The sequence below is a fragment of the Tahibacter sp. genome (genome assembly GCF_035481375.1).
Taxonomy (GTDB): domain Bacteria; phylum Pseudomonadota; class Gammaproteobacteria; order Xanthomonadales; family Rhodanobacteraceae; genus Tahibacter.
The window spans coordinates 1-24,609 of the sequence record NZ_DATIGT010000318.1 but is presented as its reverse complement, the minus strand read 5'-3'; the positions used below and the strand labels follow the sequence as shown (position 1 = coordinate 24,609).

The window sequence follows — 24,609 nt, the reverse complement described above, 5'->3', positions numbered from 1 at the left end:
GCCGTCGCTGTCATTCCTGCGTTCGCGACAGCGCCGGCGGCTCGTCGCGCCGCGCGAGTTCGCGGCGCTGGCGCGAAAGACGCCGGCGCAACGGCATCACGACCGCGAGCCAGAGCACGAGTCCGCCGACGAGCCAGCCCGCCAGCAGCGCGGCGAGCAGCGCCGCGGCCTTCGGCAGATTCGCGTGAAAGAAATAAAAGTCGAGCGCCACGCTGTCGCCGTTGAGTGCGCCGAACACGGCACCGACGGCGGCGAACAACAGTGCGGCAACTATCCAGAGGATACGCATGGGACATCCGGTTCAGGGCGCCGCGGTGCCGCAGGGCCGGCAGCAGGACGATGATTCGGTAGTTTAGCGAACGAAGGCGGCCGCTTACGCAAGGTTTCGATGCGACCCGTGCAGACCGGGCGCCCTCGCCGGCAGGTGCGGCGGTACCGCGCGGGCTGCAAGGATTTTCGCGTCAGCGGATCGGGTCCTCGGACTGGTTCACGCGCTCGCGCAGTTCCTTGCCCGGCTTGAAATGCGGTACGTGCTTGCCGGGCAGCGCGACGGCTGCGCCGGTCTTGGGATTGCGCCCCATGCGCGGCGGGCGGAAATGCAGGGAAAAGCTGCCGAAACCGCGTATTTCGATGCGCTCGCCGCCCGACAGGGCCTGGCTCATCTGCTCGAGGAGATTCTTTACCGCCAGCTCGACGTCGTTGAACGCAAGATGCTTCTGCCGGTCGGCCAGGGCCTCGATCAGCTCGGACTTGGTCATGGTGGGTTCGGCTCCGCCGGGTAGAGTTCCGTTACGGAACGCGAGCTTAGCGCATTCCGCGAATCCATTCACGCATTACTGCCCTGCAAAAAGAATGGCGGCCCTGAGGCCGCCATTCTCGTCACACAGACAGCGGAAACGACCTACTTCTTGAGCTGTTCCTTGAGCAGCGCGCCAAGCTTGGCGGTGCCCAGCGTGCTCGACTGGTATTCCTCGAGCACCGAAGCGAGCTCTTCCTCGTCCTTCGCGCGGATCGACAGCTGCAGCGTGCGGCCCTTGCGGTCCATGCCGATGAACTTGGCTTCGACCTTGTCGCCGACCTTCAGATGCTGCGTCGCATCGTCGATGCGTTCCTTGGCGATGTCGTTCGCACGCAGGTAGCCTTCGACGCCGTCGCCCAGGTCGATCGTCGCGCCGCGCGCGTCGACTTCCTTGACCGTGCCGTTGACGATGCTGCCCTTCGGCGAGCCGGCCATGAACTGACCGAACGGATCCTGTTCGAGCTGCTTGATGCCGAGCGAGATGCGTTCGCGCTCCGGATCGACCGCGAGCACGACGGCTTCGACTTCATCGCCCTTCTTGAACTGGCGGACGAGGTCTTCGCCGGTAGCCTGCCAGGAGATGTCGGACAGGTGGACCAGACCGTCGATGCCGCCGTCGAGGCCGACGAAGATGCCGAAATCGGTGATCGACTTGATCTGGCCGCGGACCTTGTCGTTCTTCTTGTGGATCGCCGCGAAGGTTTCCCACGGATTGGACTGGGTCTGCTTGATGCCGAGCGAAATGCGGCGACGCTCTTCGTCGACGTCGAGCACCATGACCTGCACTTCGTCGCCGACCTGGACCAGCTTGCCCGGGTTGACGTTCTTGTTGGTCCAGTCCATTTCGGAGACGTGGACCAGGCCTTCGACGCCCGGTTCCAGCTCGACGAAGCAGCCGTAGTCGGTGACGTTGGAGACCTTGCCGAACAGGCGCGTGCCGGTCGGGTAGCGGCGGGCGATGTTGACCCACGGATCTTCGCCCATCTGCTTCAGGCCGAGCGAGACGCGGTTGCGCTCGCGATCGAACTTCAGCACGCGGACGTCGAGTTCATCGCCGACGTTGACGACTTCGGACGGATGACGGACGCGCTTCCACGCCATGTCGGTGATGTGCAGCAGACCGTCGATGCCGCCGAGGTCGACGAACGCACCGTAATCGGTGAGGTTCTTGACGACGCCCTTGATGACGGCGCCTTCCTGCAGCTTCTCGAGCAGCGATTCGCGCTCGGCGCTGAATTCGCTTTCGACGACCGCGCGACGCGAAACGACGACGTTGTTGCGCTTGCGGTCGAGCTTGATGATCTTGAACTCGAGTTCCTTGCCTTCGAGATAGACCGGATCGCGCACCGGACGCACGTCGACGAGCGAGCCCGGCAGGAATGCGCGGACGTCCTTGATGTCGACGGTGAAACCGCCCTTGACCTTGCCGCTGATGCGGCCGGTGACGGTGGCGTTGGCTTTCTGGGCTTCTTCGAGTTCGTCCCACACGAGCGAGCGCTTGGCCTTCTCGCGCGACAGGACGGTCTCGCCGAATCCGTTCTCGAGCGAATCGAGAGCGACCTTGACTTCATCGCCGATCGACACTTCGAGCTCGCCGCGTTCATTGCGGAACTGCTCGATCGGCACGATGCCTTCGGACTTGAGGCCGGCGTTTACGACGACGACGTCGGACTTGATGTCGACGACGACGCCCGTAACGATGGTACCCGGCTTGAACTTGATTCCCGCTTCGCTCTGTTCAAACAGCTCGGCAAAACTTTCGGTCATGTTGATTCCAGAATGGAAATAAGCCGCAGCTCGCGCGCCTTTGCGACGTCGCGACTACCGGCTTGCCTGTTGGGGCGCCTTTGCTGACGCCATGGAGTTACCCGCGAGGTGCGGGACCGTTTTTCCCTTTGTGCAAAAACGAAGAAGGTGACGGTCAGCCGTTCTGGATAAGGCCAAGAACCTTGTCCACGACGGCGTCGACGGGCATCCCGGTCGAGTCGATCAAGACGGCATCCGATGCCGGCTTCAGGGGAGCGACGGGACGTGCCGCATCGCGGGCGTCGCGCGCTTCGATCTCGCGCAAAAGGGACGTAAGTGTAACGGCAAGCCCCTTGTCCTTCAACTGCTTATAGCGGCGCTTCGCGCGCTCCTCGGCGCTCGCCGTCAGGAACACCTTGAAGGCCGCGTCCGGGAAAATCACCGTGCCCATGTCGCGGCCGTCGGCGACGAGGCCCGGCTGGCGGCGGAAGCTCAGCTGCTTGTCGACGAGCGCGGTGCGGACGGCAGGAATTGCCGCGATGGCGGACGCGACCGCGCCGACGGTCTCGGTGCGCAGTTCGTCGGTCGCGTCGTGGGAATTCACGTAAACCCTTGTTTCGCGTCCGTCTTTGGGATCGCGAAACGTGATCTTCGTGGTCTCCGCGCAGCGCGTCATCGCGTCGTCGTCGGACAGGTCGAGCCCGGCCATCGAGGCCGCATAACCGACCGCGCGATACAGCGCGCCCGAGTCGAGCAGGTGCCAGCCCAGCCGTTCGGCGACGATGCGCGCGATCGTGCCCTTGCCCGAGCCGGACGGCCCGTCAATGGTCAACACGGGGGCGGGCTTGTCGGATCGGCTCATGGGGGCTCGGCAGGCGGGGCAAACCGCGAGAGTCTAGCAGCTTGCCGGAAGCGGATTGCTCCCGCGTCGACGAAACGCGCGCGGCCGCGGCCGGCTCAGCCGGCACGCCAGTCACTTCAGGCGGAACCCGCAACCGTTGGCGAGCTCGACGAAACCGGGGAACGAGGTCGCGACATTCGCGCAGTCGCCGATGCGCACGTCGCCGTCGGCGATCAGGCCGGCGACCGCGAAGCTCATCGCGCAGCGATGGTCGCCGGCGCTGCCGACGTCGCCGCCGGAGAACCGGCCGCCCTCGACGACTGCGCCGTCGGGCGTCTCCTCGATCGCGATGCCGAGCGTGCGCAGGCCTCGCGCCATGACGGCGATGCGGTCGGACTCCTTGACCCGCAATTCGGCTGCGCCGGTCACGCGCGTCGTGCCTTCCGCGGCGGCCGCGGCCACGAACAGGATCGGGAACTCGTCGATCATGTCCGGCACCAGCGCTACGGGCACATCGATGCCCCGGAGCTTCGCGTGCCGCACGCGCAGGTCGGCGACGGCCTCGCCGCCGAGTTCGCGCGGGCGTTCGAGCGTGATGTCGGCGCCCATCCGCTTCAATGCATCCAGCAGGCCCGTGCGGCGCGGGTTGATGCCCACTTCGCGCACGAGCAGGTCCGAGCCGGGCACGATGCTCGCGGCCACGAGGAAGAACGCCGCCGACGAAAAATCCGCCGGCACGACGACCGCGGTCGCGCGCAGCTGGCTGCCGCCGCTCACGCGCGCCTCGCCCGCGGAGAATGCGACCGGCCAACCGAACGCCGCGAGCATGCGCTCGGTGTAGTCGCGCGTCGGATGCGGTTCGCGCACCGTGGTTTCGCCCTTCGCGTAGAGCCCGGCGAGCAGCAGCGCCGACTTGACCTGCGCGCTCGCGACCGGCAGCGCGTAGTCGATGCCCGCGAGCGCGCGCCCGCCGTGTACGCGCAGCGGCGGCAGACCGCCGTCCTGCGCATCGATGCGCGCGCCCATGCGCGTGAGCGGTTCGATGACGCGGCGCATCGGCCGGCGCGACAGGGATTCGTCGCCGGTCAAGGTCGTGTCGAAGGCCTGGCCCGCCAGAATGCCGGTCAAGAGGCGCATGCCGGTGCCGGCATTGCCGCAGTCGATCGCCGCGGCCGGTGCATTGAGACCATGGAGGCCGACGCCGTGAACGACGCGCTCGCTCGCGCTGGGCTGTTCAATCTGCACGCCCATGGCCTCGAACGCGCGCGCGGTCGCCCGCGTGTCCTCGCCTTCGAGAAAACCGCGGATCGTCGACATGCCGTCGGCGAGCGCGGCGAACATCACGGCACGATGCGAGATCGACTTGTCGCCCGGCACGCGGATCTCGCCGCCGAGCGCACCGCTGCGCGCGCTGATCCAGGTTTCGTTGCTGCCGCTCATGCCAGTGCCTCCAGCAGGCGCTCGCTTTCGCCGCGCGTGCCGACGCTGATGCGCAGGCAGGTCGGCAGGCCGTAGCCGGCCATCGGACGCACGACCACGGCATGCGAGAACAGTTGCGCCTCGACCTCGCGCGCATCGCGCGCGAAATCGACGAGCAGGAAATTCGTCTGCGACGGAAACACGCGCAGGCCGCGTGCGCGCAGCCGCGCCGCGAGCCATTCGCGTTCGCTCGCCGTCTCGTCGCGGATGCGTCGCGCATGGGCGGTGTCGGCGAGTGCTGCCTCCGCCGCAACCAGCGCGAGGCTGTTGACGTTGAAGGATTCGCGCAGACGCTCGATCACTGCGATCGCGTCGGCCGAACCGACCGCGTAGCCCACGCGCAGTCCGGCCAGCGCATAGGCCTTGGAGAACGTGCGCGTGACGATCAGATTGTCGTGCCGCGCGCAGCCCCGCCGCAGCAGGCGCACCGCCGAACTCGTACCGGGCTCGGTCACGTATTCGGCGTAGGCTTCGTCGACCACGACGACGACGTGCGCCGGCAATCCGGCCAGGAAACGATCGAGCGCAGCATCGTCGAACCAGGTTCCCGTGGGGTTGTTCGGGTTCGCGACGTACAGCAGCCGCGTGTCCGGCCGCACGGCTGCAGCCATGGCGTCGAGGTCATGGCCCAGCGGTGCGTCGACGTGATCAGCCGGCAACGCCGGTACGCAGATCGCCTGCGCGCCGGCCGCAGCCGTGCCGATCGCGAACACAGCGAAACCATACTGCGAATAGACGACCGACGTTTTCGCGTCGGCGAAACACTGCGCGATGAGCATCAGCAGTTCGTGCGAACCGTTGCCGAGCGCGATCTGCACCGGATCGACGTCGAGCTGCGCCGCCAGCGCGCGCTTGAGTGCGCCGCCTTTTGGATCCGGATAGCGATATATCTCGGGCAATGCCGCCGCGATCGCTTGCGCAACGCGCGGACTCGCACCGAGCGAGGTTTCGTTCGAGCCGAGTTCGACCAGACGCTCGCCGTACTGCTCGCGCAGCGCCGGCAGATCGTGACCCGGGTCGTACGCGCGCAGCTTGCTCAGCGCTGTGTTGGCCAGACGCGCGACGTCCCCGTTCACAGCAGCGCCACCGGATAGGAGCCGAGCACCTTCACCTCGGCCGCGCGCGCGCTCGCGAGTTCGATCGCCGCGGCGACGCGCACGTCGGCGACATGGCCCTCGATCTCGACGAAGAACACATATTCCCATTTTCCCGTCCGCGCCGGACGCGATTCGATCTTGGTCATCGAAAGGCCCTGATCAGCAAACGGCGTCAGCAGTTCGTAGAGCGCGCCGGGCTTGTCCTTGACCGACATCAGCAGCGACGTCTTGTCGTGGCCCGACGGCGGGAACAACTCGCGGCCGATCACGAAGAAGCGCGTCGTGTTGTCGGGCCGGTCCTCGATCTGGCGCGCAAGCACCTTGAGGCCGTAGATGTGCGCGGCGGTCTCGCCGGCGATCGCCGCCGCATCGTCCGCGGTGCGCGCGCGCCGCGCGGCCTCGGCATTGCTCGACACTGGAATGCGCTCGGCCTTCGGCAGGTTAGCGCGCAGCCACGCCTTGCACTGGCCGAGCGACTGCGGATGCGAATAGACGCGCTCGATGTCTTCCAGGCGCGTCGTGCGCGAAAGCAGGTGCTGGTGCACGCGCAGTTCGATTTCGCCGCAGATCTTCAGCGGCGAGGTCACGAACAGGTCGAGCGAGGAATTCACCGTGCCTTCGCTCGAATTCTCGATCGGCACGACGCCGAAATCGGCGCTGCCCGCGGCGACTTCCTGGAACACCTCGTCGATCGTCGCGAGCGGCAGCCCCTTGATCGAATGGCCGAAATGCTTGAGCACGGCCTGCTGGCTGAACGTGCCTTCGGGGCCGAGGAAGCCGATCTTCAGCGGTTCCTGCTGCGCGAGGCAGGCCGACATGATCTCGCGGAACAGCCTCACCATCTCTTCGTTGCTGAGCGGGCCCGCGTTGCGGTCGACGACCATGCGCAGCACTTGCGCCTCGCGCTCGGGCCGGTAGTAGTCGACGGCGGCCTTGAGCTCGCCCTTGGCCCTGCCGACCTGCTGCGCCCAGCGCGCGCGTTCGGCGATGAGCTGCTGGATGTCGCGATCGATCGCGTCGATGCGTGCGCGGGTCTGTACGAGGTCCAGCGGCGGCGGTTGTTCGTCTGCGTTCATTGCACTTCCGTAGTCCAGCGCCTGAGCTTATGCGAGTTGGGCGCAGCGGCGGATATGTGATTGCGCGATATGGCGCACTAGAAAAGCTTGCCGGGATTCATCACGCCGTTCGGATCGAGCACGCGGCGGATGCCGCCCATCAGCGCGATTTCCTCGGCGCTGCGCGCGCTGTGCAGGTACGGCTTCTTGACGAGGCCGATGCCGTGCTCGGCCGAGATGCTGCCCCCATGGCGCATCAGCACGTCGCACATCAGTTCGGTGACGCGTTCGCACTCGGCAATGAAGGCGGCATAGTCGGCGCCTTCGGGCTTGACGATGTTGATGTGCAGATTGCCGTCGCCGATATGGCCGAACCAGACCACGTCGAACTCGGGATATTCGTGCGACAGCAGCGCCTGCATGTCGCGCAGGAACGCCGGCACGGCGGCGATCCGTACGGAAATGTCGTTCTTGTACGGCTTGTGCGGCGAAAGGCTTTCGGTGATGCCTTCGCGCAGGCGCCAGAGACTCCTGGCCTGCGCCTCGCTCCGGCTGACGACGCCGTCGGTGACCCAGCCGCTTTCGAGACAGTGTTCGAACACCGCGAGCGCCTCGTTCTGCTGCGTTTCGTCGGCCGCATCGAATTCGGTGACGACGTAATACGGCGAAACTTCCGCGAACGGGTTCTGCGCGCCGTGCGCGGTGACGTGATGCAGCGCGCGGTCGGTGAAGAACTCGAACGCGCTCAGGGCCAGGCGCGCGCGGCAGGCACCGAACACCTGCATCAGCGCATCCATGTGCGGCACGGCAAACAGCAGCACCTGCGACGGCGGCGGCGGGTCGGTCAGCGCGAGCGTTGCTTCGACGACGATGCCGAGCGTGCCTTCGGATCCGACGAACAGATGGCGCAGGTCGTAGCCCGTCGCGTTCTTGACCAGCGCGCGATTGAGATCGAGCAGTTCGCCCTTCCCCGTTATGACCTTCAGCCCGGCAATCCAGTTGCGCGTATTTCCGTAGCGAATCACGCGGATGCCGCCGGCGTTCGTCGCGACGTTGCCGCCGATCTGGCACGAGCCGCGCGCGCCGAAATCGACCGGATAGATCAGGCCCTGCTCGCGCGCCGCATTGTGCACCGCCTCGAGCGCGATGCCCGGCTGTACGGTCAAGGTGCGGTCGACCGCGTCGAACGCGAGCACGCGATTCATGCGTTCGAGGCTGACGACGAGTTCGCCGTTGGCGGCGACCGCGCCGCCGGACAGTCCCGTGCGTCCGCCCGACGGCACGAGCGCGATGCCGTGCGCGTTGGCCCAACGCACGATGCCCTGCACTTCGGCAGTGTCGGCGGGCAACGCAATCGCGAGCGGCGCCGGCGTCCAGCGCCGCGTCCAGTCGCGGCCGTAGTGCTCGAGATCGCCGGGATCGGCGGACAGCTTCAGCGAGGGCAAGGATTGGCGCAGCGCGTCAAGGGCGGACGTGTTCATGCGGGCTCGTCTCACAGGGTCGGGCGAGCCTGCCAGTGATGGCATTAGCCGTCCAGTGTTGCATTGCGGCACACTGGTCCGACGGGCATAGTTCCGTTTCGCCGCGAACCGAGAACGGCTGCCGCGCCTACCCCAATTTCCTGACGCGATCAAACAATGAAGAAGACGTCTTACCCGAAACAAGACATCCGCGTGTTGTTGCTCGAAGGCGTCAGCCGCAGCGCCGTCGAAACATTCCAGAACGCCGGATACACGCAGATCGAATTCCACGAGAAGTCGCTGCCCGAGGACGAACTCAAGCGCCGCATCGCCGAAGCCCATCTGATCGGCATCCGTTCGCGCACCCAGTTGACCGCCGACGTGCTCGAACAGGCCAAGCGCCTGATCGCGGTCGGCTGTTTCTGCATCGGCACGAACCAGGTCGATCTCGCCGCCGCAAAGGCGTCCGGCGTACCCGTGTTCAACGCGCCCTACTCCAATACGCGCAGCGTCGCCGAACTCGTGATTGCCGAGGCGATCCTGCTGATGCGGCGCATTCCGCAGAAAAACGCCGAATGCCATCGCGGCGGCTGGTCCAAATCCGCGGCGGGCAGTTTCGAGGTCCGCGACAAGGTGCTCGGCATCGTCGGCTATGGCCACATCGGCACGCAGGTCGGCCTGCTCGCCGAAGCGCTCGGCATGCGCGTGATCTTCCACGACATCGAGACCAAGCTCGCGCTCGGCAACGCACGCCCGGCGCTGAGCCTCAACGACCTGCTCGGCCGCGCCGACGTCGTCACGCTGCACGTGCCCGAGACGCCGGCCACGCAGCTCATGATGAATGCCGAACAGATTTCGCGGATGCGTGCCGGCAGCGCGCTCATCAACGCATCGCGCGGCACCGTCGTCGATATCGACGCGCTCGCCGCGGCGCTGCGCACCGGTCATCTGTCCGGCGCCGCGGTCGACGTGTTCCCGGTCGAGCCCAAGGGCAACGACGACGCGTTCGTCTCGCCGCTGATCGGCATGGACAACGTGATCCTGACCCCGCACATCGGCGGCAGCACGCTCGAAGCGCAGGACAACATCGGCATCGAGGTCGCGAGCAAGCTCGTGCGCTACAGCGACAACGGTTCGACCCTGTCGGCGGTCAACTTCCCCGAAGCCTCGCTGCCCGAGCACCCGCACAGCCGCCGCCTGCTGCACATCCACAAGAACGTGCCCGGCATGCTCTCGCGCATCAACGACCTGTTCTCGCGCGAAAACGTCAATATCGACGGCCAGTACCTGCAGACCGATCCCGCCGTCGGCTACGTCGTCATCGACGTGTCGATGCCGGAGGAGCGCGCCGCCGAACTCAAGGAAGCGCTGGCGGCGATTCCGGGGACGCTGAGGGCGCGCGTCCTTTATTGAGGAAAAAGGGAGAGGAGCGAGAAAAGAGTGGTAGCCGCCCAAGCCAGCCGCTATGCTTCGCCGTTTGCCTCCAGTGGCCGAGCCCCGAGGCGGGCTTCCACTCCTTTCTCACGCCCCTTCACTCTCCACTGCCCCCATGATCGCCTTCCGTAACTTCGCCCTGCGCCGCGGCGAACGCCTGCTGCTGTCCGACGTCGACCTGACCCTTCACGCCGGCGCGCGGGTCGGTGTCGTCGGCCGCAACGGCTGCGGCAAGTCGAGCCTGTTCGCGGCGATCCAGGGCGAGGTCGAACCGGACAGCGGCGACCTGGACCGGCCGACGCGGCTGCGCATCGCGAGCGTCGCCCAGGAAACGCCGTCGCTGCCCGATGCGGCGATCGACTTCGTGCTGTCCGGCGATACCGAAGTCCACGCGATCCTGCGCGCCGAAGCCGAGGCCGCCGAGCGCGAGGACTGGGACGCGGTCGCGCAGGCGCATCAGGAACTCGCCGCGATCAACGGATACGACGCGAGCGCACGCGCGGGACGCCTGCTGCACGGCCTGGGCTTTCATCCGGATACGCACCAGATGCCGGTGTCGGCATTTTCGGGCGGATGGCGCGTGCGCCTGAACCTCGCGCGCGCGCTGATGATGCCGAGCGACCTGCTGCTGCTCGACGAACCGACCAACCATCTCGACCTCGACGCCGTGCTCTGGCTCGAACAGTGGCTGCTCAAATACCCGGGCATGCTGCTGATGATTTCGCACGACCGCGAATTCCTCGATGGCGTCAGCACGCACACGCTTCACCTGCACGACGGCCGCGTGAAGCTCTACACCGGCGACTACACGAGCTTCGAGCGCCAGCGCGCCGAGCAGCTGCGCCAGCAGCAGATCGCATTCGAGAAGGAACAGGCCGAGCGCGCGCATCTGCAAGCCTTCATCGACCGCTTCAAGGCCAAGGCGAGCAAGGCGCGCCAGGCGCAGTCGCGCGTCAAGCGCCTGGCCAAGCTCACGGGCACTGAAGCGGTGCGCGCGGAGCGCCAGATCCGCATCAATTTCGATGCGCCCGTGAAACTGCCGCATTCGCTGCTGCGCCTCAACGACACCGACGCCGGCTACGGCGACGCGCGCATCCTGCGCGACGTCGGCTTCGGTCTCGAGGCCGGCGATCGCATCGGCCTGCTCGGCCCGAACGGCGCGGGCAAGTCGACGCTCGTCAAGACGCTGGTCGGCGAGCTGCCGCTGCTGCTCGGCGACCGCATGGCGCACAAGGACATGCAGCTCGGCTATTTCGCCCAGCACACGGTCGAATCGCTGCACGAAGGCATGAGCCCGATCGACCACCTCAAGGAAATCGCCCCCGGCGTCGCGACGCAGGAATTCCGCGACTTCCTCGCGCGCTGGAATTTCCCGGGCAACCGCGCGTTCGAGGTCATCGACAATTTCTCCGGCGGCGAGCGCGCCCGCCTCGCGCTCGCGCTGATCGCCTGGAAACGGCCGAACGTGCTGCTGCTCGACGAGCCGACCAACCATCTCGATCTCGAAATGCGCGAGGCGCTGGCCGAAGCGCTCAGCGACTTCGACGGCGCGATCGTGCTCGTGTCGCACGATCGCCACCTGACCGGCCTCGTCTGCGACAGCTACTGGCGCGTCGCCGACGGCAAGGTCGAAGCCTTCAACGGCGACCTCGACGAATACGCCGCGTGGCTGCGTTCGCGCGGCAGCAAACCGGCGGCGAAAGCAGCCTGACAGGGAGACACGCGGGTGGGGCTGAGCCGCAGGCGAAGCCCAACCGTCATCCGTTGCGCCGCGCGAAATCCTTCATGAAATCGACGAGGGCATCGACGCTGCCTTGCGAGACGGCGTTGTACAGCGACGCGCGCATGCCGCCGACGAGCTTGTGCCCCTTCAAGGCGAGCAGGCCCGCATCCTTGGATTCCTGCAGGAACGCCGCATCGAGTTCGCTGCGCCGCAAGGTAAAAGGCACGTTCATCCACGAGCGCGCGGCCGGATCGACCGGGTTCGCGTAGAAGCCCGACGCGTCGATGTAGCCGTACAGCGTCTGTGCCTTGCGCCGGTTGCGCGCTTCCATCTCGACGAGGCCGCCTTCGGCCTTGAGCCACTGGAAGATCAGTCCGGCGAGATACCAGCCGAACGTGTTCGGCGTGTTCAGCATCGAGCCCTGCGCGGCGTGCTCGGCGAAGTTGAAGATCTTCGGCATGTCGTCAGGGCAGCGCGCGAGCAGGTCTTCGCGCACGATCACGACGACGATGCCCGACGGGCCGATGTTCTTCTGCGCGCCGGCATAGATGAGGCCGAAGCGCGACACGTCGATCGGCCGCGACAGGATGGTCGAGGACATGTCGGCGATCAGCGGCACGTCGCCCACATCGGGAATATCGAGGAACTCCACGCCGCGGATCGTCTCGTTCGGCGTGTAGTGGACGTAGGCCGAATTCGGATCGAGATCCCACGACTCGCGCGGCGGAATCGCCGTGTGCCGGTTGCCGGCCGAATTCGCGGCGACGTGCACGCGCGCGAGCGTACCGGCTTCGCGCACGGCCTTCTCGCCCCAGTCGCCGGTCACGACGTAGTCGATGCGCTGCTCGCGGCGCGCGAGGTTCATCGGAATCTGCGCGAACTGCTGCGTCGCCCCGCCCTGCAGGAACAGCACTTTGTAGTTCGCCGGAATCGCGAGCAGCTCGCGCAGGTCGGCCTCGGCCTGCTCGGCCATCGCGATGAATTCCTTGCCGCGATGGCTGATCTCCATGACCGACGCGCCGGCGACGCCCCAGTCGAGCATTTCCGCCTGCGCGCGGCGCAGCACGGCTTCGGGCAGCGCGGCCGGGCCGGCGCTGAAATTGTGTCCACGACTCAAGGCAGCGGCTCCGCGACGACGAGTCCCGCATTATGCCGCGCGAACGCGCGCACGCCAGGGCGATTCGGTGATATCGCGAGGCAGGACGCGGACCGCGTCAGGCGCGGCGCTTGAGCGCGGAACCCGAGGCCAGCACCTGTTCCATCGCGTCGGCCGCAAGCGCGGGCGCATAGAGAAAGCCCTGCGCGGTGCCGCAGCCCATGGCCATCAGCAGTTCCGCCTGGGCCTGCGTCTCGACCCCTTCGGCAGTCAGCGACAGGCCGAGGTCTTCGGCGAAGCCCGAGATCGTGCGCACGATCGCGCGATGGCGCCGGTTCGCTTCCATGTCGCGCACGAAACTGCGGTCGATCTTCAACGCATCGAACGGCGAGGACGCGAACGAATCGAGCGAGGAATAGCCGGTACCGAAATCGTCGACGACGAGACTCACGCCGAGGCGCTTGACCTCGGCCAGTATCGCCTCGGCATGCCCGCGCCCCGCGCGGAACACGGTCTCGGTGACTTCGATCGCGAGCGAGGATGCCGACAGCCCGGTGCGGGCGAGCACGCGACCGATGCCGACGGAAACGTCGCGCTCGGCGAACTGGCGATCGTCGACGTTCACGTTGACGCGCAGTCGCGCGTAGGCCGGATAGCGCTGCTGCCATTCGCAGAGCTGGCGGCACGACTCTTCGAGCACCCACCAGTCGATCGCGACGATCAGGCCGGTTTCCTCGGCGACGCCGAGGAACTGCGGCGGATACAAGAGCCCGCGCTGCGGATGCGCCCAGCGCAGCAGCGCCTCGCAGCCGACGACGTTGCCGCTGCGCAGGTCGACGACCGGCTGGTAGTGCACGCGGAACTCCGCGCGCTCGACCGCTTCGCGCAGATCCGTCTCCAGCCGCAGGCGCTCGCGCGCGGCCTGATGCATGGCTTCGTCGAATACGACATAGGCCGACTTGCCGCGCGCCTTCGCGCGGTACATCGCGGTGTCGGCGTCGCGCAGCACCTGTTCCGGGGTTTCGTAGCCCGCGCGTCCGGTGACGATGCCGATGCTCGCGCCGGAGTAGATGCGATGGCCGCCGAACGCGAACGGTTCGCTGACTGCCTGCAGCAGCCGCTGCGCCAGGCGCTCCGCCTCCTCGACCGTACAGACCGGCGGCAGGACCGTGAACTCGTCTCCGCCGTAGCGCGCGAGTACCGAGCCCGGCGGTACCGCGGCGCGCAGACGCGCCGTGATTTCCACGAGCAGCCGGTCGCCGGTCGCATGTCCGAGACTGTCGTTGACGAGCTTGAAGCCGTCCAGATCGAGAAACAGGATCGCGTAGCGGAAATCGTCGGCGATGCGCGCATCGTGCAGCCGCGCGACGAGATAGCGCTCGAACAGCACGCGGTTCGGCAGACCGGTCAGCGCGTCGTGGGTCGCGTTGTGTTCGAGTTCGCTCTCGAAGCGATGCCGCTCGGTCACGTCGCGTGCCGTGCCGCTGAAGTAGTTGCCGTCTTCCAGCTGGATCGGCCCGGCGCTGACGCTGATGCGCAGCTCCCGCCCGTCCTTGCGCCGCAGCAGCGTCTCGTATTCCAGCGGCACCGGATCGCCGCGCTGGCGCGCGGCCAGCCGGTCCTCGACGATGGTCCGCCCCGTTTCGGTCGTCAGCTCGGTCCAGTGCATGCCGATCAGCTCGCGCTCGTCGTAGCCGGTCAGCGCCGCAAACCGCTGGTTGACGTAGATGTAGCGCGCGTCGCGCATCACGTAGACGCCGATCTGCGCATGTTCGACGAGCGTGCGGTAGCGCTCCTCGGAACTCAGCAGCGCGCGTTCGGCGTCGCGGCGCGCGGTGATGTCCTGCACCGAGCCTTCGAGGCTGCGCACGCCGCCTTCGCTGTCGCGCACGATGTGGATATTGACCGAAATCCAGATATTCCTTCCGTCCTGCCGCCGCAGCCGCACTTCCTCGTCGTCGACGCGGCCGTTGGCCTGCAGCAGCTCGAAGATGCGCTGGCGCGCGTCGGGGTCGACGCGCAGATCGTCGAAATGCCGCAGCTGCAGCAGCATCTCGCCGCGCGACGCATAGCCGAGCAGCCGCGCGAGCGCGGCGTTGGCTTCCACGACGCTGCCGTCGGCGCGGGTCTGAAAGAGACCGACGACCGAGTGGCTGAACAGCTGGCGGTACTTGCGCTCGGCTTCGCTCAACGCCTGCTGCTGCGCGCGTTCCTCGGTGATGTCGCGCGCCGTGCCGGTGCTCGCGATGTCGCCGTTGTAGACAACCGGGTCGGCGCGCACCTGCACGAGCCGGCGCGAACCGTCCTTGCACAGCATGAAGATCTCGTAGCCCTGCACTTCGCGCGACCCGCTTTCGCGCGAGGCGCGGCGCTGCTCCTGCGCTTCGCGCGACTCCGGCGCGACGAGGTCCATGTAGCTGCTTCCGGTCAGCTCGGCGACCGCATAGCCGAGCATGCCGGCCATCGCGTCGTTGATGAAGACGATCCTGCCGCGCTGGATCAGGAACACGCCGTCGCGACAGTTGTCGACGAGGATGCGATAGAGCTCCTCGGACTGGCGCAGCGCGCTCTCGGCGGCCTCCTGCCGCGTGATGTCGACGATGGAGCCTTCGTAGAACAGCAGACGCCCGTCGGGGTCGTGCACGGAACGCAGGTTCTCGCTGATCCAGATCGTCGTACCGTCGCGCCGGCGCACGTGCGAGCGCCGGTTGCTCAGCACGCCGTCGCGGCGGATTTCCTCGAGCACGCGTTCGTAGTCCTCGCCGTCGACGTAGACCTCGCGCGAGGAGTGTCCGAATTCGCGCAGCATGGCTTCGGGCGACGGGTAGCCGAAGATCTGCGCCATCGCCGGATTGACGTCGATGAGGCCGCCGGCCGGCAGGCTGCGATAGATGCCTTCCGCCGCGGCGAGAAACAGCGAGCGATAGCTCGACACATCCGCCGCGACGGCGACGGCATGCGGCTGCTCGTCGAGATCGCGGCCGATGCAGATCACGCGCGTACGTCCGTCGAGGTCGAACATCTCGCAGTTGGATAGCATGCGCAGCACGCGTCCGTCGCGCGCGACGAATTCGAACGGCTGGTCGCAGAGCCTGCCCTGGCTGCGCAGGTTGGCCCAGAGCAGCGCGCGTTCGTCGAGGTTGCGCCAGAGACCGATGTCGATCGGACGCTTGCCGATCAGTTCGTCGCGCGAATAGCCGAGTGCCTTCTCGACGGCGGGACTGACATCGACGATGCAGCCGTCGCCCGCGTCCAGCAGCACGATCAGGCTGGCCGAGTAACGGAATGCCGCTGCAATGTGAGGTTCCCCGTGCACCATCACTCGACATCGACCGGTTTCGCGCCAGTATAACGACGGCTGTCGGCGCCGCCAGCGCTCGATGACGGAACGTCGAAAAACGTCGACGGCGATTTTCGGAGGCCTCCGCGAAAGATCGCTGCGGCGGACCCGGTCTGGTCCGGAAACGAGGTCCGACATGAAACGATTCCGCAGCACGCCGATCGCCGGCTCAGAGATCACGCCCGAATCCGTCTACCTGCGCCGGCGCGAGTTCCTGCGCACGCTCGGACTCGCCGCGCCGCTGCTCGCGACCGGTTGCGGCGGCAGCGAGCCGGGCCAGGCCGCGCCCGCGGCCGCTCAGCCCAGCGGCACGCCGCTGTCGGCCGCGCGCAACGACCGCTGGAAGACCGACGAGGAACTGACGAGCTGGAACGACGCGACGACCTACAACAACTACTACGAGTTCGGCACGGCCAAGGCCGCGCCGGCGCGCAATTCCGGCAAGTTCCGACCCGAGCCGTGGACCGTCGAAGTCGCCGGCCACGCCGAGGTCATCGGCCGTTTCGCGCTCGAAGACCTGCTCAAGCCGCACACGCTCGAGGAACGCGTCTACCGGCACCGCTGCGTGGAGGCCTGGTCGATGGTGATTCCGTGGGTCGGCATTCCGCTCGGCGAATGTCTCGCGCGCTTCAAGCCGACCTCGCGCGCGAAGTACGTCGCCTTCACGACCGTGAATCGTCCGTCGGAAATGCCCGGCCTCGCCTACCCCGTGCTCGACTGGCCCTATCGCGAAGCACTGCGCATCGACGAAGCCATGCATCCGCTGAGCCTGCTCGCGGTCGGCCTCTACGGACGCGAGCTGCCGAACCAGAACGGCGCGCCGTTGCGGCTCGTCGTGCCGTGGAAATACGGGTTCAAGGGTGCGAAGTCGATCGTGCGCATCGAATTCTGGGAACGCCAGCCGGAGACGTCGTGGAATCTCGCCGCAGCGAACGAATACGGCTTCTATTCCAACGTGAACCCGGCCGTCGACCATCCGCGCTGGACGCAGGCGAGCGAACGCCGGATCTCGGGCAACGGCGGCAGCCTGTTCGCGCGCCGCGTCGCGACACTGCCGTTCAACGGCTATGCCGAGGACGTCGCCTCGCTCTACGCCGGCATGGATCTGCGCACGAACTTCTGATGAAGAAACCGACCGAAACCCAGATCGTCATCGCCAAGTTCGCTGTTTTCGCGCTGTGCCTCGCACCGTTTCTCGTCCTCGCCTGGGACGTCTACGCACAGACCCTGGGACCCGACCCGGTCGCGATGCTCGAACACCGCACCGGCGACTGGGCGCTGCGTCTGTTGCTGGTCACGCTCGCGGTGACGCCGCTGCGGCAGCTCACCGGCGTCTCGGCGCTCGTCCGCTTCCGTCGCATGCTCGGACTGTTCGCGTTCTTCTATGCCAGCGTGCATCTGTCGATCTATCTCTTCATCGACCTCGGCGGCTTCTGGCGCCAGCTCTTCGGCGAGATCGTGAAGCGGCCCTACATCACCGCGGGCTTTCTCGCCTGGCTGCTGCTCGTGCCGCTCGCGATCACCTCGACCAAGGGCATGATGCGCCGCCTCGGCCGCCGGTGGTCGCAGCTGCACAGACTCGTCTACGCGATCGGCCTGTTCGCGGTGCTGCACTACCTGTGGCTCGTGAAGTCGGGCCAGGAGATCGCGGTGCGCGAGCCGCTGATCTATCTCGCGATCTATCTCGTATTGATGGCGTTCCGGCTGCCGTGGCACCGGCTCCGGCGAACGCGCGAAGTGTCGTAGGTCGGGGTGAGCCGCAGGCGAACCCCTACCCCGATTTCAGAAGCCGAACAGCAGCAGCAGCGCGATCGCGCCGCCGATCGCCGCGGCGGCGCCGATCAACCACCAGATTTCGTTGCGGCTGGCCGAGGTATCGGCTTCAGGCTGCGCCGTTGCGGGCTTGGGCTTGCCGGCCGGCGGATCGGGCAAGGTCACGGCCTGCATGGTCTGCGTGATGGCCGGCGCGAAGCCCGGGCTGCGTTCCTCGACGAGTTCGCCGCGCAGCGGCAGGCCCGGCGCTTCGAGCAGGAAGCGGTTGCGGTCGAATGCGATCTGGTCGCCCGGATGCAGCACCGCGTCGCGGACCTGCACGCCGTTGACGAACGTGCCGTTGGACGAGCCCAGATCGCGCAGGTAGATGCCGTCGCCGTTGTTCTCGATCATCGCGTGGCGGCGCGACATCTCCGGCTCGTCGAGCACGAGGTCGCATTCGCTGCCGCGGCCTATCGTGAGCCGGCCGCGCACTGCGACGATGCGGCCGAACTGCGCGCCGGACACGCCGCGCAGCACGACTTTCGACGGAATCGTGCGTGCGCGCGTCTCGGCATCGGCGGAATTCGGGCTTTCGCTCGGCACGGACGTGCGGATGACTTCATCGCGCTCGGGCTTCACGACGATCTGCACCGTGTCGACGCTGAGCACATCGCCGAGCCGCACGATGCCCTTTTCGCGCACGGGACGCGCATTCAGATGCGTGTGCGCGCTCGGATCGAGCACGCTGAGCGTGAGGCCGCGGCCGTCGATCTCCAGACGCGCGTGATGCGGCGCGACGCCGTTGCCGCCGAGCACGACCTGATTGTCCCGATCGGAGCCTATTCCACAAACGCCGGGGGCCAGCACGAAATCGGGGTGCTCGCCGTTCGGAAAGCTCAAGCGCGCGCGAATTTCCATCAGCTGACCGGCCCACTCCGTTGATTGACGCGGTGGCAATTTAGCATGAGCCGCCCCGGGGATTACCAGCGCGCGGCCACGTCGAACAGCACGCGGTCGGTGTGCTCGGGCAGCCCGTCGCGCTGTTCGTGGAAGGCCGCGAGCCGCAGGCTCCAGCGCTCGTCGATGCCGTAGCCGATCCACGGCATGAAGCCATGCGTGAAACTGTGGAACCACCAATCGTCTTCGTTGAATGCCGCAAGCACGGCGTCGCGCTGTATGCGCTGGTTCGAATAACCGATTTCCCAGCCGCCGGGACGCAGCCGGCTGCCCAGCACGAGGCTGAAGCGCGCACCGTCGCGCTGGTCGTCGGCGCCGAGATTGCGCACGAGATCCACGCGCGCCTCGAGCGGCCATTCGCCGACCGCGGTGCGGCCGACGAGCTGCAGGTCGAGCAGCCGGTAGTCGCTGAGCAGCGGTCCGTTCGCCGGCACGCGCCGGTTCGTGCGCGTGAGTCCCTGGCGCGTCAGCTGGCCGAGGTCGGAAAAGTCCAGGTAGCTCAGCAGCACGGACGCATTTGTCGGCGCGCCTTCGTGCCAGCGCCAGGCCAGCTGCGCCGCCGCGATGCGCGTGTCGTCGTCGTAGAGATGCTGCGCAGCGAAGCCGCCGGCGACGAGCTGCAGACGACTGTAGTCGCCGAGTGCGAAGGACTGGTCGATGCTGACGCCGGCCGGACGCAGGTCCGCATCCCAGGTCAGCGGCGACAGTTCGAGCGGAAACGCGGTCTTGCCGATCAGCACGCGCGTGTTCTCGCCGGGCTGCCAGCGCAGCCAGAGCTGATCGACGTTCGCGTGGTCGCTGCGCTCGTTGTCGTTGTTGATGCGGTTGTCCGCGTTGTCGTCGCTGCCCTGCGCGAGTTCGATCGCGGCTCCGAAGCTCAGCTGCGGCATCGCGGCGAATTCGCCGCCGAGTCGCCCGCGGCCTCGCCAGCGGCTCACCGTGCGATCGTTCGGCAGGCCTTCGACGTGGTCGTAGCGCGCCAGCAGGTCGCCGAACCAGGTCCAGCGCGACGCAGGCGCGGCCTCCTCGGCGGAGGCATCGAGGATGCTGTCATGAGCCGGTGCGACGTCGGCGAAGACGGCAGCCAGGGCGAAGGCGAGGCAGGCCAGTGCGGGAGCGGCACGCACGGTCAGGCCCGCAACTGCGCGAGTGCAGCGGCGAGATCGGCCGCGCTGGCCGGCCGCTCGGTGCGGTTGCGTTTGAGGCAGCCCAGGATCAGCGTCTCGAGTTCAGGCCGGATTTCCGGCCACAGTGCCGACGGTCGCGTCGGCTCGGCTTGCATCTGCGCCATGTAGATCTCCATCGTGTTCGACCCGCTGTAGGGGAGCGCGCCGCAGAACATCTCGGTCATGAGAACGCCGCAGGAATAGATATCCGCACGTTCGTCCACTTCTTCACCGGCCAGCTGCTCCGGCGCGCAGTAGTTCGGCGTGCCGAGGAAGGTGCCGGGCTGGGTGTGTCCGGGCGTTGCGCGCCGCGCCGGCCGCGCGATGCCGAAGTCCATGAGCTTGGCGTTGCCGTTCGCTTCGAGGATCAGGTTCTCGGGCTTGATGTCCCGGTGCAGCACGCCGACCTCGTGGGCGGCCGCGAGACCCGCGGCGAGCTGGCGCGCGATGCGCAGGCCGGCCGAATACGGCACGCGCTTGGCCTCGCGCAGCAGATAGCGCAGCGTCATGCCGCGCACGTATTCCATCGAGATGTACGGCAGGCCGTTGACCTCGCCGAAATCGAAGGTGCGCAGCACGTTCGGATGCGTGATGCGCCGCGCGAGCTTGATCTCGCTCTTGAGCCGGTCGAGCTGCTCGGCGTCGAGCAGCGCGCCGGGCTTGAGCATCTTGAGCGCGACCACGTCGTCGAGTTCGAGATCGTGCGCCTTGTAGACGACGCCCATGCCGCCGGCGCCGAGGATCGACAGCACGCGGTAGCGGCCGCCGAGCGTCGAGCCCGGCGGCAGTTCGCCGCTGTCGCGCACAGCGCGCGGGACCGGTGCGGGCGTCGTGCGCGGCGACGTGGCTGCGGCACCGCGCGGCACGGTCGCGTTGTTCTCGAAGTCCGGCGCGGCCGCAGCCGGTGCCGGCACGCGGCTCAGCAGGTCGCTCGTCGGCGCGTAGTACTGCTTGCTGCTGAAACCGCCGGTCGCCACGGCCACGGCATCGGCGCCGTATTCGCTGCGCAGCGTTTCGCCGCTGCTGCGGCCGGCCAGTGCCTGGCCCGGCGCCGCATCGCAGAGCAGCCGGTCGATCTGCACCTGCACCGCGCCGATCAGGCGCGAATCGCCGCCCGCATCGGCGAGTACGACCGGACCGTCGGCGAGCGCCGCGGCCGGCGGCGGTGTCGTCGCGAGTTCGCCGCGCAGCACACCGAGCGCATCGGCGAGCCGGCGCGGACCGCTGAAGGCCAGCGTCCAGCGCGCGCCGGGACCGCGCAGGCACAGCGCGCCCGACTGCGCCGCGAGCGCGGACAGCCGTGCGTGCACGTCGGCATTGCCGTCGACGACCTGGTCCGGCGGCGTCTGCGCCGGCAGGGTCAGCAGATGGCGGTATTCGAGCCCGAGCAGCACCGCGGCTTCGCGCCGCGCCGGCAGGACCGGCGTCATCGGCTGCGTGTGCACGGTGACGCCCGAGCCCTCCTGGCCGGGCTCGGGCAGGAAGCGCGCGAGATTGCCGACGTAGCCTTCCATGTCGCTCTTTTCGCGCAGGTCGGAGAGCAGCGAGTCGAACGCGCGGGAGAGCCGTGCGAGTTCGTCGCTGCCCTGCGTGCCCAGCCGCGTCTGGAAATTTCCGGCGGCGGCCTGCTCGGCCGCGGCGGCCATCGCCGACACCGGCCGCAGGATGCCCTTGGAGATCAGGTACGACAGCGGCAGCGCGAGCAGCATCGTGATGAGACCGCCGAGCACGACGCTGTTGAGGATCGCGCGATAGCTCGCGACGACCTGCTGCGAGGAGGCGAGCACCATGACCTGGCCGAGATCGGCTGCGTCGGCGGCGGCGGTCGGCGACACGCGCGCGACCCAGTCCTGTCCGCCGAGATCCAGATGCGCGCCGTCGCCGCCGGCGCTCTTCGGCGGCACGCCGCCGATCGCGATGGATTCGCGCAGCGCATCGGCGATGGGCGCGTCGAGCGAGGTCGCGACCAGCGCCGGCTTGCCGCCGAGCGGCATCCAGAACGCGACTTCCGCGCCGCTGACCTGCGCGACCTTCTTCGCGAGCGCATCGTCGACGACCTGCGCCAGCAGCAGGAATCCGACGACGTTCTGGTCCTGCGCGAGCGGCACGATCGCGGCCTGATAGAGCTTGCCGTCCATGCGCCAGTAACCGCTGAGCGGACGCGCCTCGGCCAGCGCCGGCGCGACGAGCGGATCGGCCGCCAGCGATTCGGTGAAGGCTTCGGTCTGATCGGTGCGCGCGAGCACCTCGCCCTTGCCGTCGAGCAGGATGCCGAGCGTGAAGCCGATGTCCTTCTGCCGGTCACCGAGCAGATCGCGCATCGACATCGTGTCGGGCGCGGCGTCGCCGCCGAGGCCCGGAAGATTGCTCGCGCTGTTCGCGTCCGCGATGTATTTGACGAAGCTCGCATCGGAGGCGACGAGGCGCAGGCTCAGTTCCAGTTGTTCGAGCCGGTGCTGTTCGAACTCGCGCTGCGCGGCTTCGCTCGTCGTCAGCGTCTTGCCGATCGCGCGGTCAGCGACGCGGTTGCCCTGCACGTAGGTCACGACGGTCGCCGCGCTGACCGCGAGCACGATCATCAGCGCCATCGCGAGAAAGAAGCGGATCGCGAGCGGCAGCGCGAAGCCGCGCTGACGCCGGTGCCCCTCAATAGCCGCCATCGCTGCTCCTGCCGTAGGGTTTGCCGAACTTGTTCATGTGCGGCGGGATTTTCTTCTGCGCGAGTTCGAGCGTGACCGAGACCGGGTCGGACTTGCCGGCGACGACCTCCGCATGCCACGGCGTCGCGCGGTCGAGCCAGATCACGAGATCGCCCTTCCCCGCCGGCAGGTCTTTCAGGCGGAACTTGCCCTGCGCGTCGGGACGAACGAAGAACGGCGTGTCGAGCACGAGGATGTGGCCGACCATCGAGTGATGCACGTTGCAGTACACGCGCACGTAGCCCGCATGGTCGAAACGCTGCGCCTTGCCCTCGCCCTGCCCGTACAGACCGATGTCGAAGCCATTGTCTTTCGAGGTCGAGAACGCGTTGTGGAGAATCGGGTCCTGGTTCGGAAAGCGGACCTCGCTGCCGACCGTGACCGGCAGGATGCGCGGCGAGAACTGCTTGCGCAGCGTGATCATCTCGACCGGCTGTTTCGCCGGCGCCACCGGCACGGGCGTCGTCGGGCGGAAATACACGACGGCCTCGGCGGCCTCCTCGGGACGGAGTTCCTTGCCGTCGAGCGTCAGCGTGACGCGGCCTTCAATCGTTGCGGCACTCGCGGCGCACGGCGCCAGCAGGATCGCCCACAGCAGCGTTCTCGGATGCACGTCAGCCCGTCCCTTGTCGTTTGCGCGTGTCGTTGGGCCGTCCCCGACGGCTGGCTTGAAAACAGCGCCTCCGCCGCAATCACCGCCGCATGCGGCACTGCGTCACGCCGACTGCGCGGCCTCGGGCATCATAGTGCAAAGCTCCCGGGCCACAAGCCTCGTCTTTTCTTCAAGCGGAACCCAGCAATGCCCTCGATCGACATTCGCCACAAGCACGCAAAGCCCGTCAAGGAAGCCAAGATCGCCGTGACGGAGGTGGCCGAGGAAATTTCCCGGAAGTTCGACCTGACCTGGGGCTGGAAGGGCAACGTGCTGCACTTCGAGCGTTCCGGCGTGAACGGCAAGATCGCGCTCGAAAAGGGCCTCGTGCACGTGACCGCCGAACTCGGCTTCCTGCTGTCGATGCTCAAGCCCGCGGTCGAGAAGGAAATCGAGAAGCGCCTCGTGCAGCACTTCGGCACGGCCTGAGCCCTTCGACCATCGGCCGGGTTGGAGGCCTGACGCGGCCGACTACAATCGGCCCGACACTCCGACAGCGGATCGCCATGCTCGTCATCCAGGCCGCCAGCCAACCGCCCAAGCCGCGCCGCCGTCCGCGCATCGGCCTCGCCGTCGCCGGCGGTGGTCCGCTCGGCGGCATCTATGAACTCGGCGCGCTCTGCGCGATCCAGGACGCGACGCACGGCCTCGACACGAACGCGCTCGACGTCTATGTCGGCGTGAGTTCCGGCGCGTTCATCGCAGCCGGACTCGCGAACCGGCTGAGTCCGGCGGAGATGTGCCGCATCTTCCTGACCAGCGAATCCCATGAAGCGCGCTTCCGGCCCGACCTGTTCGTGCAGCCGGCGCTGCTTGAATACCTGCGCCGCAGCTGGCGCGCGCCGGGCGTCGTCGCCGAGTGGCTGCTCGACATCGCGCGCCGCCCGCTGCAGCAGACCCTGACCGACAACCTCGTGCGCCTCGGCAGCCTGCTGCCGACCGGCCTGTTCGACAACGAGCGGATCGAGGCCTTCCTGCGCGGCGTGTTCACGCGCAACGGCCGCAGCAACGATTTCCGCACGCTCGATCGCAGGCTCTACGTGATCGCGGTCGAACTCGACAGCGGCAAGGCCGTGCGCTTCGGCGCGCCGGGCTACGACGCGGTGCCGATCTCGCGCGCGATCCAGGCCAGCTCCGCGCTGCCCGGCCTGTATCCGCCGGTCGCGATCGACGGCCGCTACTACGTCGACGGCGCGCTGCAGCGCACGCTGCATGCCTCGGTCGCGCTCGACGACGGCGCCGATCTCGTGATCGGCATCAATCCGCTCGTGCCGTTCGACGCCAACGCGGTCGGCGACGCGACCGCGAGC

General features: G+C 67.5%; 19 protein-coding genes and 1 pseudogene. 6 read left to right on the top strand and 14 right to left on the bottom strand.

Going from position 1 to position 24,609, the window contains the following annotated elements; genetic code table 11:
• Positions 1 to 10: 10 nt before the first annotated feature.
• From VLF18_RS21055 to VLF18_RS21020, 8 genes are all read right to left on the bottom strand, one after another.
• The gene (locus VLF18_RS21055) at positions 11 to 289 is read right to left on the bottom strand and encodes a lipopolysaccharide assembly protein LapA domain-containing protein (protein ID WP_325281593.1); all 279 of its coding nucleotides are present in this window, start codon (positions 287 to 289) and stop codon (positions 11 to 13) included.
• A 172-nt stretch (positions 290 to 461) separates the two neighbouring features.
• On the bottom strand, positions 462 to 758 hold the full coding sequence (locus VLF18_RS21050; RefSeq protein WP_133821022.1) for an integration host factor subunit beta: 297 nt from the start codon (positions 756 to 758) through the stop codon (positions 462 to 464).
• A gap of 143 nt (positions 759 to 901) precedes the next feature.
• Positions 902 to 2,572 carry a 30S ribosomal protein S1 gene (gene rpsA / locus VLF18_RS21045; protein ID WP_325281616.1) on the bottom strand — a complete coding sequence of 557 codons (1,671 nt, stop codon included), beginning with the start codon at positions 2,570 to 2,572 and terminating at the stop codon, positions 902 to 904.
• Between the two features lie 148 nt (positions 2,573 to 2,720).
• Positions 2,721 to 3,407 (bottom strand): (d)CMP kinase, encoded by a 687-nt coding sequence (gene cmk / locus VLF18_RS21040; protein WP_325281592.1) that lies wholly within the window; start codon positions 3,405 to 3,407, stop codon positions 2,721 to 2,723.
• Positions 3,408 to 3,518: 111 nt separating this feature from the next.
• On the bottom strand, positions 3,519 to 4,826 hold the full coding sequence (gene aroA / locus VLF18_RS21035) for a 3-phosphoshikimate 1-carboxyvinyltransferase (protein WP_325281591.1): 1,308 nt from the start codon (positions 4,824 to 4,826) through the stop codon (positions 3,519 to 3,521).
• Positions 4,823 to 5,941 (bottom strand): histidinol-phosphate transaminase, encoded by a 1,119-nt coding sequence (gene hisC / locus VLF18_RS21030; protein ID WP_325281590.1) that lies wholly within the window; start codon positions 5,939 to 5,941, stop codon positions 4,823 to 4,825. The genes aroA and hisC overlap by 4 nt, the downstream gene beginning before the upstream one ends.
• Positions 5,938 to 7,038, bottom strand: a complete 1,101-nt coding sequence (pheA, locus tag VLF18_RS21025) for a prephenate dehydratase (RefSeq protein WP_325281589.1) — start codon at positions 7,036 to 7,038, stop codon at positions 5,938 to 5,940. The genes hisC and pheA overlap by 4 nt, the downstream gene beginning before the upstream one ends.
• A gap of 77 nt (positions 7,039 to 7,115) precedes the next feature.
• The gene (locus tag VLF18_RS21020) at positions 7,116 to 8,498 is read right to left on the bottom strand and encodes an FAD-binding oxidoreductase (protein WP_325281588.1); all 1,383 of its coding nucleotides are present in this window, start codon (positions 8,496 to 8,498) and stop codon (positions 7,116 to 7,118) included.
• Positions 8,499 to 8,654: 156 nt separating this feature from the next.
• Here VLF18_RS21020 and serA point away from each other — a divergent pair, with 156 nt between their 5' ends.
• Both serA and VLF18_RS21010 read left to right on the top strand, forming a co-directional pair.
• Entirely contained in the window at positions 8,655 to 9,890 is a 1,236-nt protein-coding gene (gene serA / locus VLF18_RS21015; RefSeq protein WP_325281587.1) for a phosphoglycerate dehydrogenase, read from the top strand.
• Positions 9,891 to 10,026: 136 nt separating this feature from the next.
• Positions 10,027 to 11,616 (top strand): annotated as a pseudogene (locus VLF18_RS21010) (ABC-F family ATP-binding cassette domain-containing protein); the annotation flags it as partial.
• A gap of 52 nt (positions 11,617 to 11,668) precedes the next feature.
• Here the strand turns inward: VLF18_RS21010 and serC are convergent.
• Entirely contained in the window at positions 11,669 to 12,751 is a 1,083-nt protein-coding gene (serC, locus tag VLF18_RS21005) for a 3-phosphoserine/phosphohydroxythreonine transaminase (protein WP_325281586.1), read from the bottom strand.
• Positions 12,752 to 12,848: 97 nt separating this feature from the next.
• The gene (locus tag VLF18_RS21000; RefSeq protein WP_325281585.1) at positions 12,849 to 16,046 is read right to left on the bottom strand and encodes a PAS domain S-box protein; all 3,198 of its coding nucleotides are present in this window, start codon (positions 16,044 to 16,046) and stop codon (positions 12,849 to 12,851) included.
• 160 nt (positions 16,047 to 16,206) lie between these two features.
• Here VLF18_RS21000 and msrP point away from each other — a divergent pair, with 160 nt between their 5' ends.
• Together msrP and VLF18_RS20990 are read left to right on the top strand one after the other, a co-directional pair.
• On the top strand, positions 16,207 to 17,193 hold the full coding sequence (gene msrP / locus VLF18_RS20995; RefSeq protein WP_325281584.1) for a protein-methionine-sulfoxide reductase catalytic subunit MsrP: 987 nt from the start codon (positions 16,207 to 16,209) through the stop codon (positions 17,191 to 17,193).
• Entirely contained in the window at positions 17,190 to 17,816 is a 627-nt protein-coding gene (locus VLF18_RS20990; RefSeq protein ID WP_414717253.1) for a sulfite oxidase heme-binding subunit YedZ, read from the top strand. Before msrP ends, VLF18_RS20990 begins: the two co-directional genes overlap by 4 nt.
• A 36-nt stretch (positions 17,817 to 17,852) precedes the next feature.
• Here the strand turns inward: VLF18_RS20990 and VLF18_RS20985 are convergent, their stop codons facing one another.
• From VLF18_RS20985 to VLF18_RS20970, 4 genes are all read right to left on the bottom strand, one after another.
• Complete coding sequence (locus VLF18_RS20985; RefSeq protein ID WP_325281582.1) at positions 17,853 to 18,725, bottom strand: FHA domain-containing protein; 873 nt, start codon at positions 18,723 to 18,725, stop codon at positions 17,853 to 17,855.
• A gap of 80 nt (positions 18,726 to 18,805) precedes the next feature.
• Complete coding sequence (locus VLF18_RS20980) at positions 18,806 to 19,909, bottom strand: putative porin (protein WP_325281581.1); 1,104 nt, start codon at positions 19,907 to 19,909, stop codon at positions 18,806 to 18,808.
• 2 nt (positions 19,910 to 19,911) lie between these two features.
• Positions 19,912 to 22,608 carry a serine/threonine-protein kinase gene (locus VLF18_RS20975; protein WP_325281580.1) on the bottom strand — a complete coding sequence of 899 codons (2,697 nt, stop codon included), beginning with the start codon at positions 22,606 to 22,608 and terminating at the stop codon, positions 19,912 to 19,914.
• Positions 22,595 to 23,260, bottom strand: coding sequence for a hypothetical protein (locus VLF18_RS20970; RefSeq protein ID WP_325281579.1), 666 nt, complete (start codon positions 23,258 to 23,260; stop codon positions 22,595 to 22,597). Before VLF18_RS20970 ends, VLF18_RS20975 begins: the two co-directional genes overlap by 14 nt.
• 186 nt (positions 23,261 to 23,446) lie before the next feature.
• On the opposite strand from VLF18_RS20970, the gene VLF18_RS20965 reads away from it, so the two are divergent.
• Positions 23,447 to 23,728: a polyhydroxyalkanoic acid system family protein gene (locus tag VLF18_RS20965; RefSeq protein ID WP_325281578.1), complete on the top strand. Its 282-nt coding sequence runs from the start codon at positions 23,447 to 23,449 to the stop codon at positions 23,726 to 23,728.
• A gap of 77 nt (positions 23,729 to 23,805) precedes the next feature.
• Positions 23,806 to 24,609, top strand: an 804-nt coding sequence (locus VLF18_RS20960; RefSeq protein WP_325281577.1) for a patatin-like phospholipase family protein, incomplete at its 3' end; no start/stop codon positions are given.

Coding starts and splice junctions, on each gene's coding strand:
- VLF18_RS20975 (WP_325281580.1), bottom strand. CDS start 22,608: ATGGCGGCTATTGAGGGGCACCGGCGTCAGCGCGGCTTCGCGCTGCCG.
- aroA (WP_325281591.1), bottom strand. CDS start 4,826: ATGAGCGGCAGCAACGAAACCTGGATCAGCGCGCGCAGCGGTGCGCTC.
- pheA (WP_325281589.1), bottom strand. CDS start 7,038: ATGAACGCAGACGAACAACCGCCGCCGCTGGACCTCGTACAGACCCGC.
- msrP (WP_325281584.1), top strand. CDS start 16,207: ATGAAACGATTCCGCAGCACGCCGATCGCCGGCTCAGAGATCACGCCC.
- cmk (WP_325281592.1), bottom strand. CDS start 3,407: ATGAGCCGATCCGACAAGCCCGCCCCCGTGTTGACCATTGACGGGCCG.
- VLF18_RS21020 (WP_325281588.1), bottom strand. CDS start 8,498: ATGAACACGTCCGCCCTTGACGCGCTGCGCCAATCCTTGCCCTCGCTG.
- VLF18_RS21055 (WP_325281593.1), bottom strand. CDS start 289: ATGCGTATCCTCTGGATAGTTGCCGCACTGTTGTTCGCCGCCGTCGGT.
- VLF18_RS21050 (WP_133821022.1), bottom strand. CDS start 758: ATGACCAAGTCCGAGCTGATCGAGGCCCTGGCCGACCGGCAGAAGCAT.
- VLF18_RS20965 (WP_325281578.1), top strand. CDS start 23,447: ATGCCCTCGATCGACATTCGCCACAAGCACGCAAAGCCCGTCAAGGAA.
- serA (WP_325281587.1), top strand. CDS start 8,655: ATGAAGAAGACGTCTTACCCGAAACAAGACATCCGCGTGTTGTTGCTC.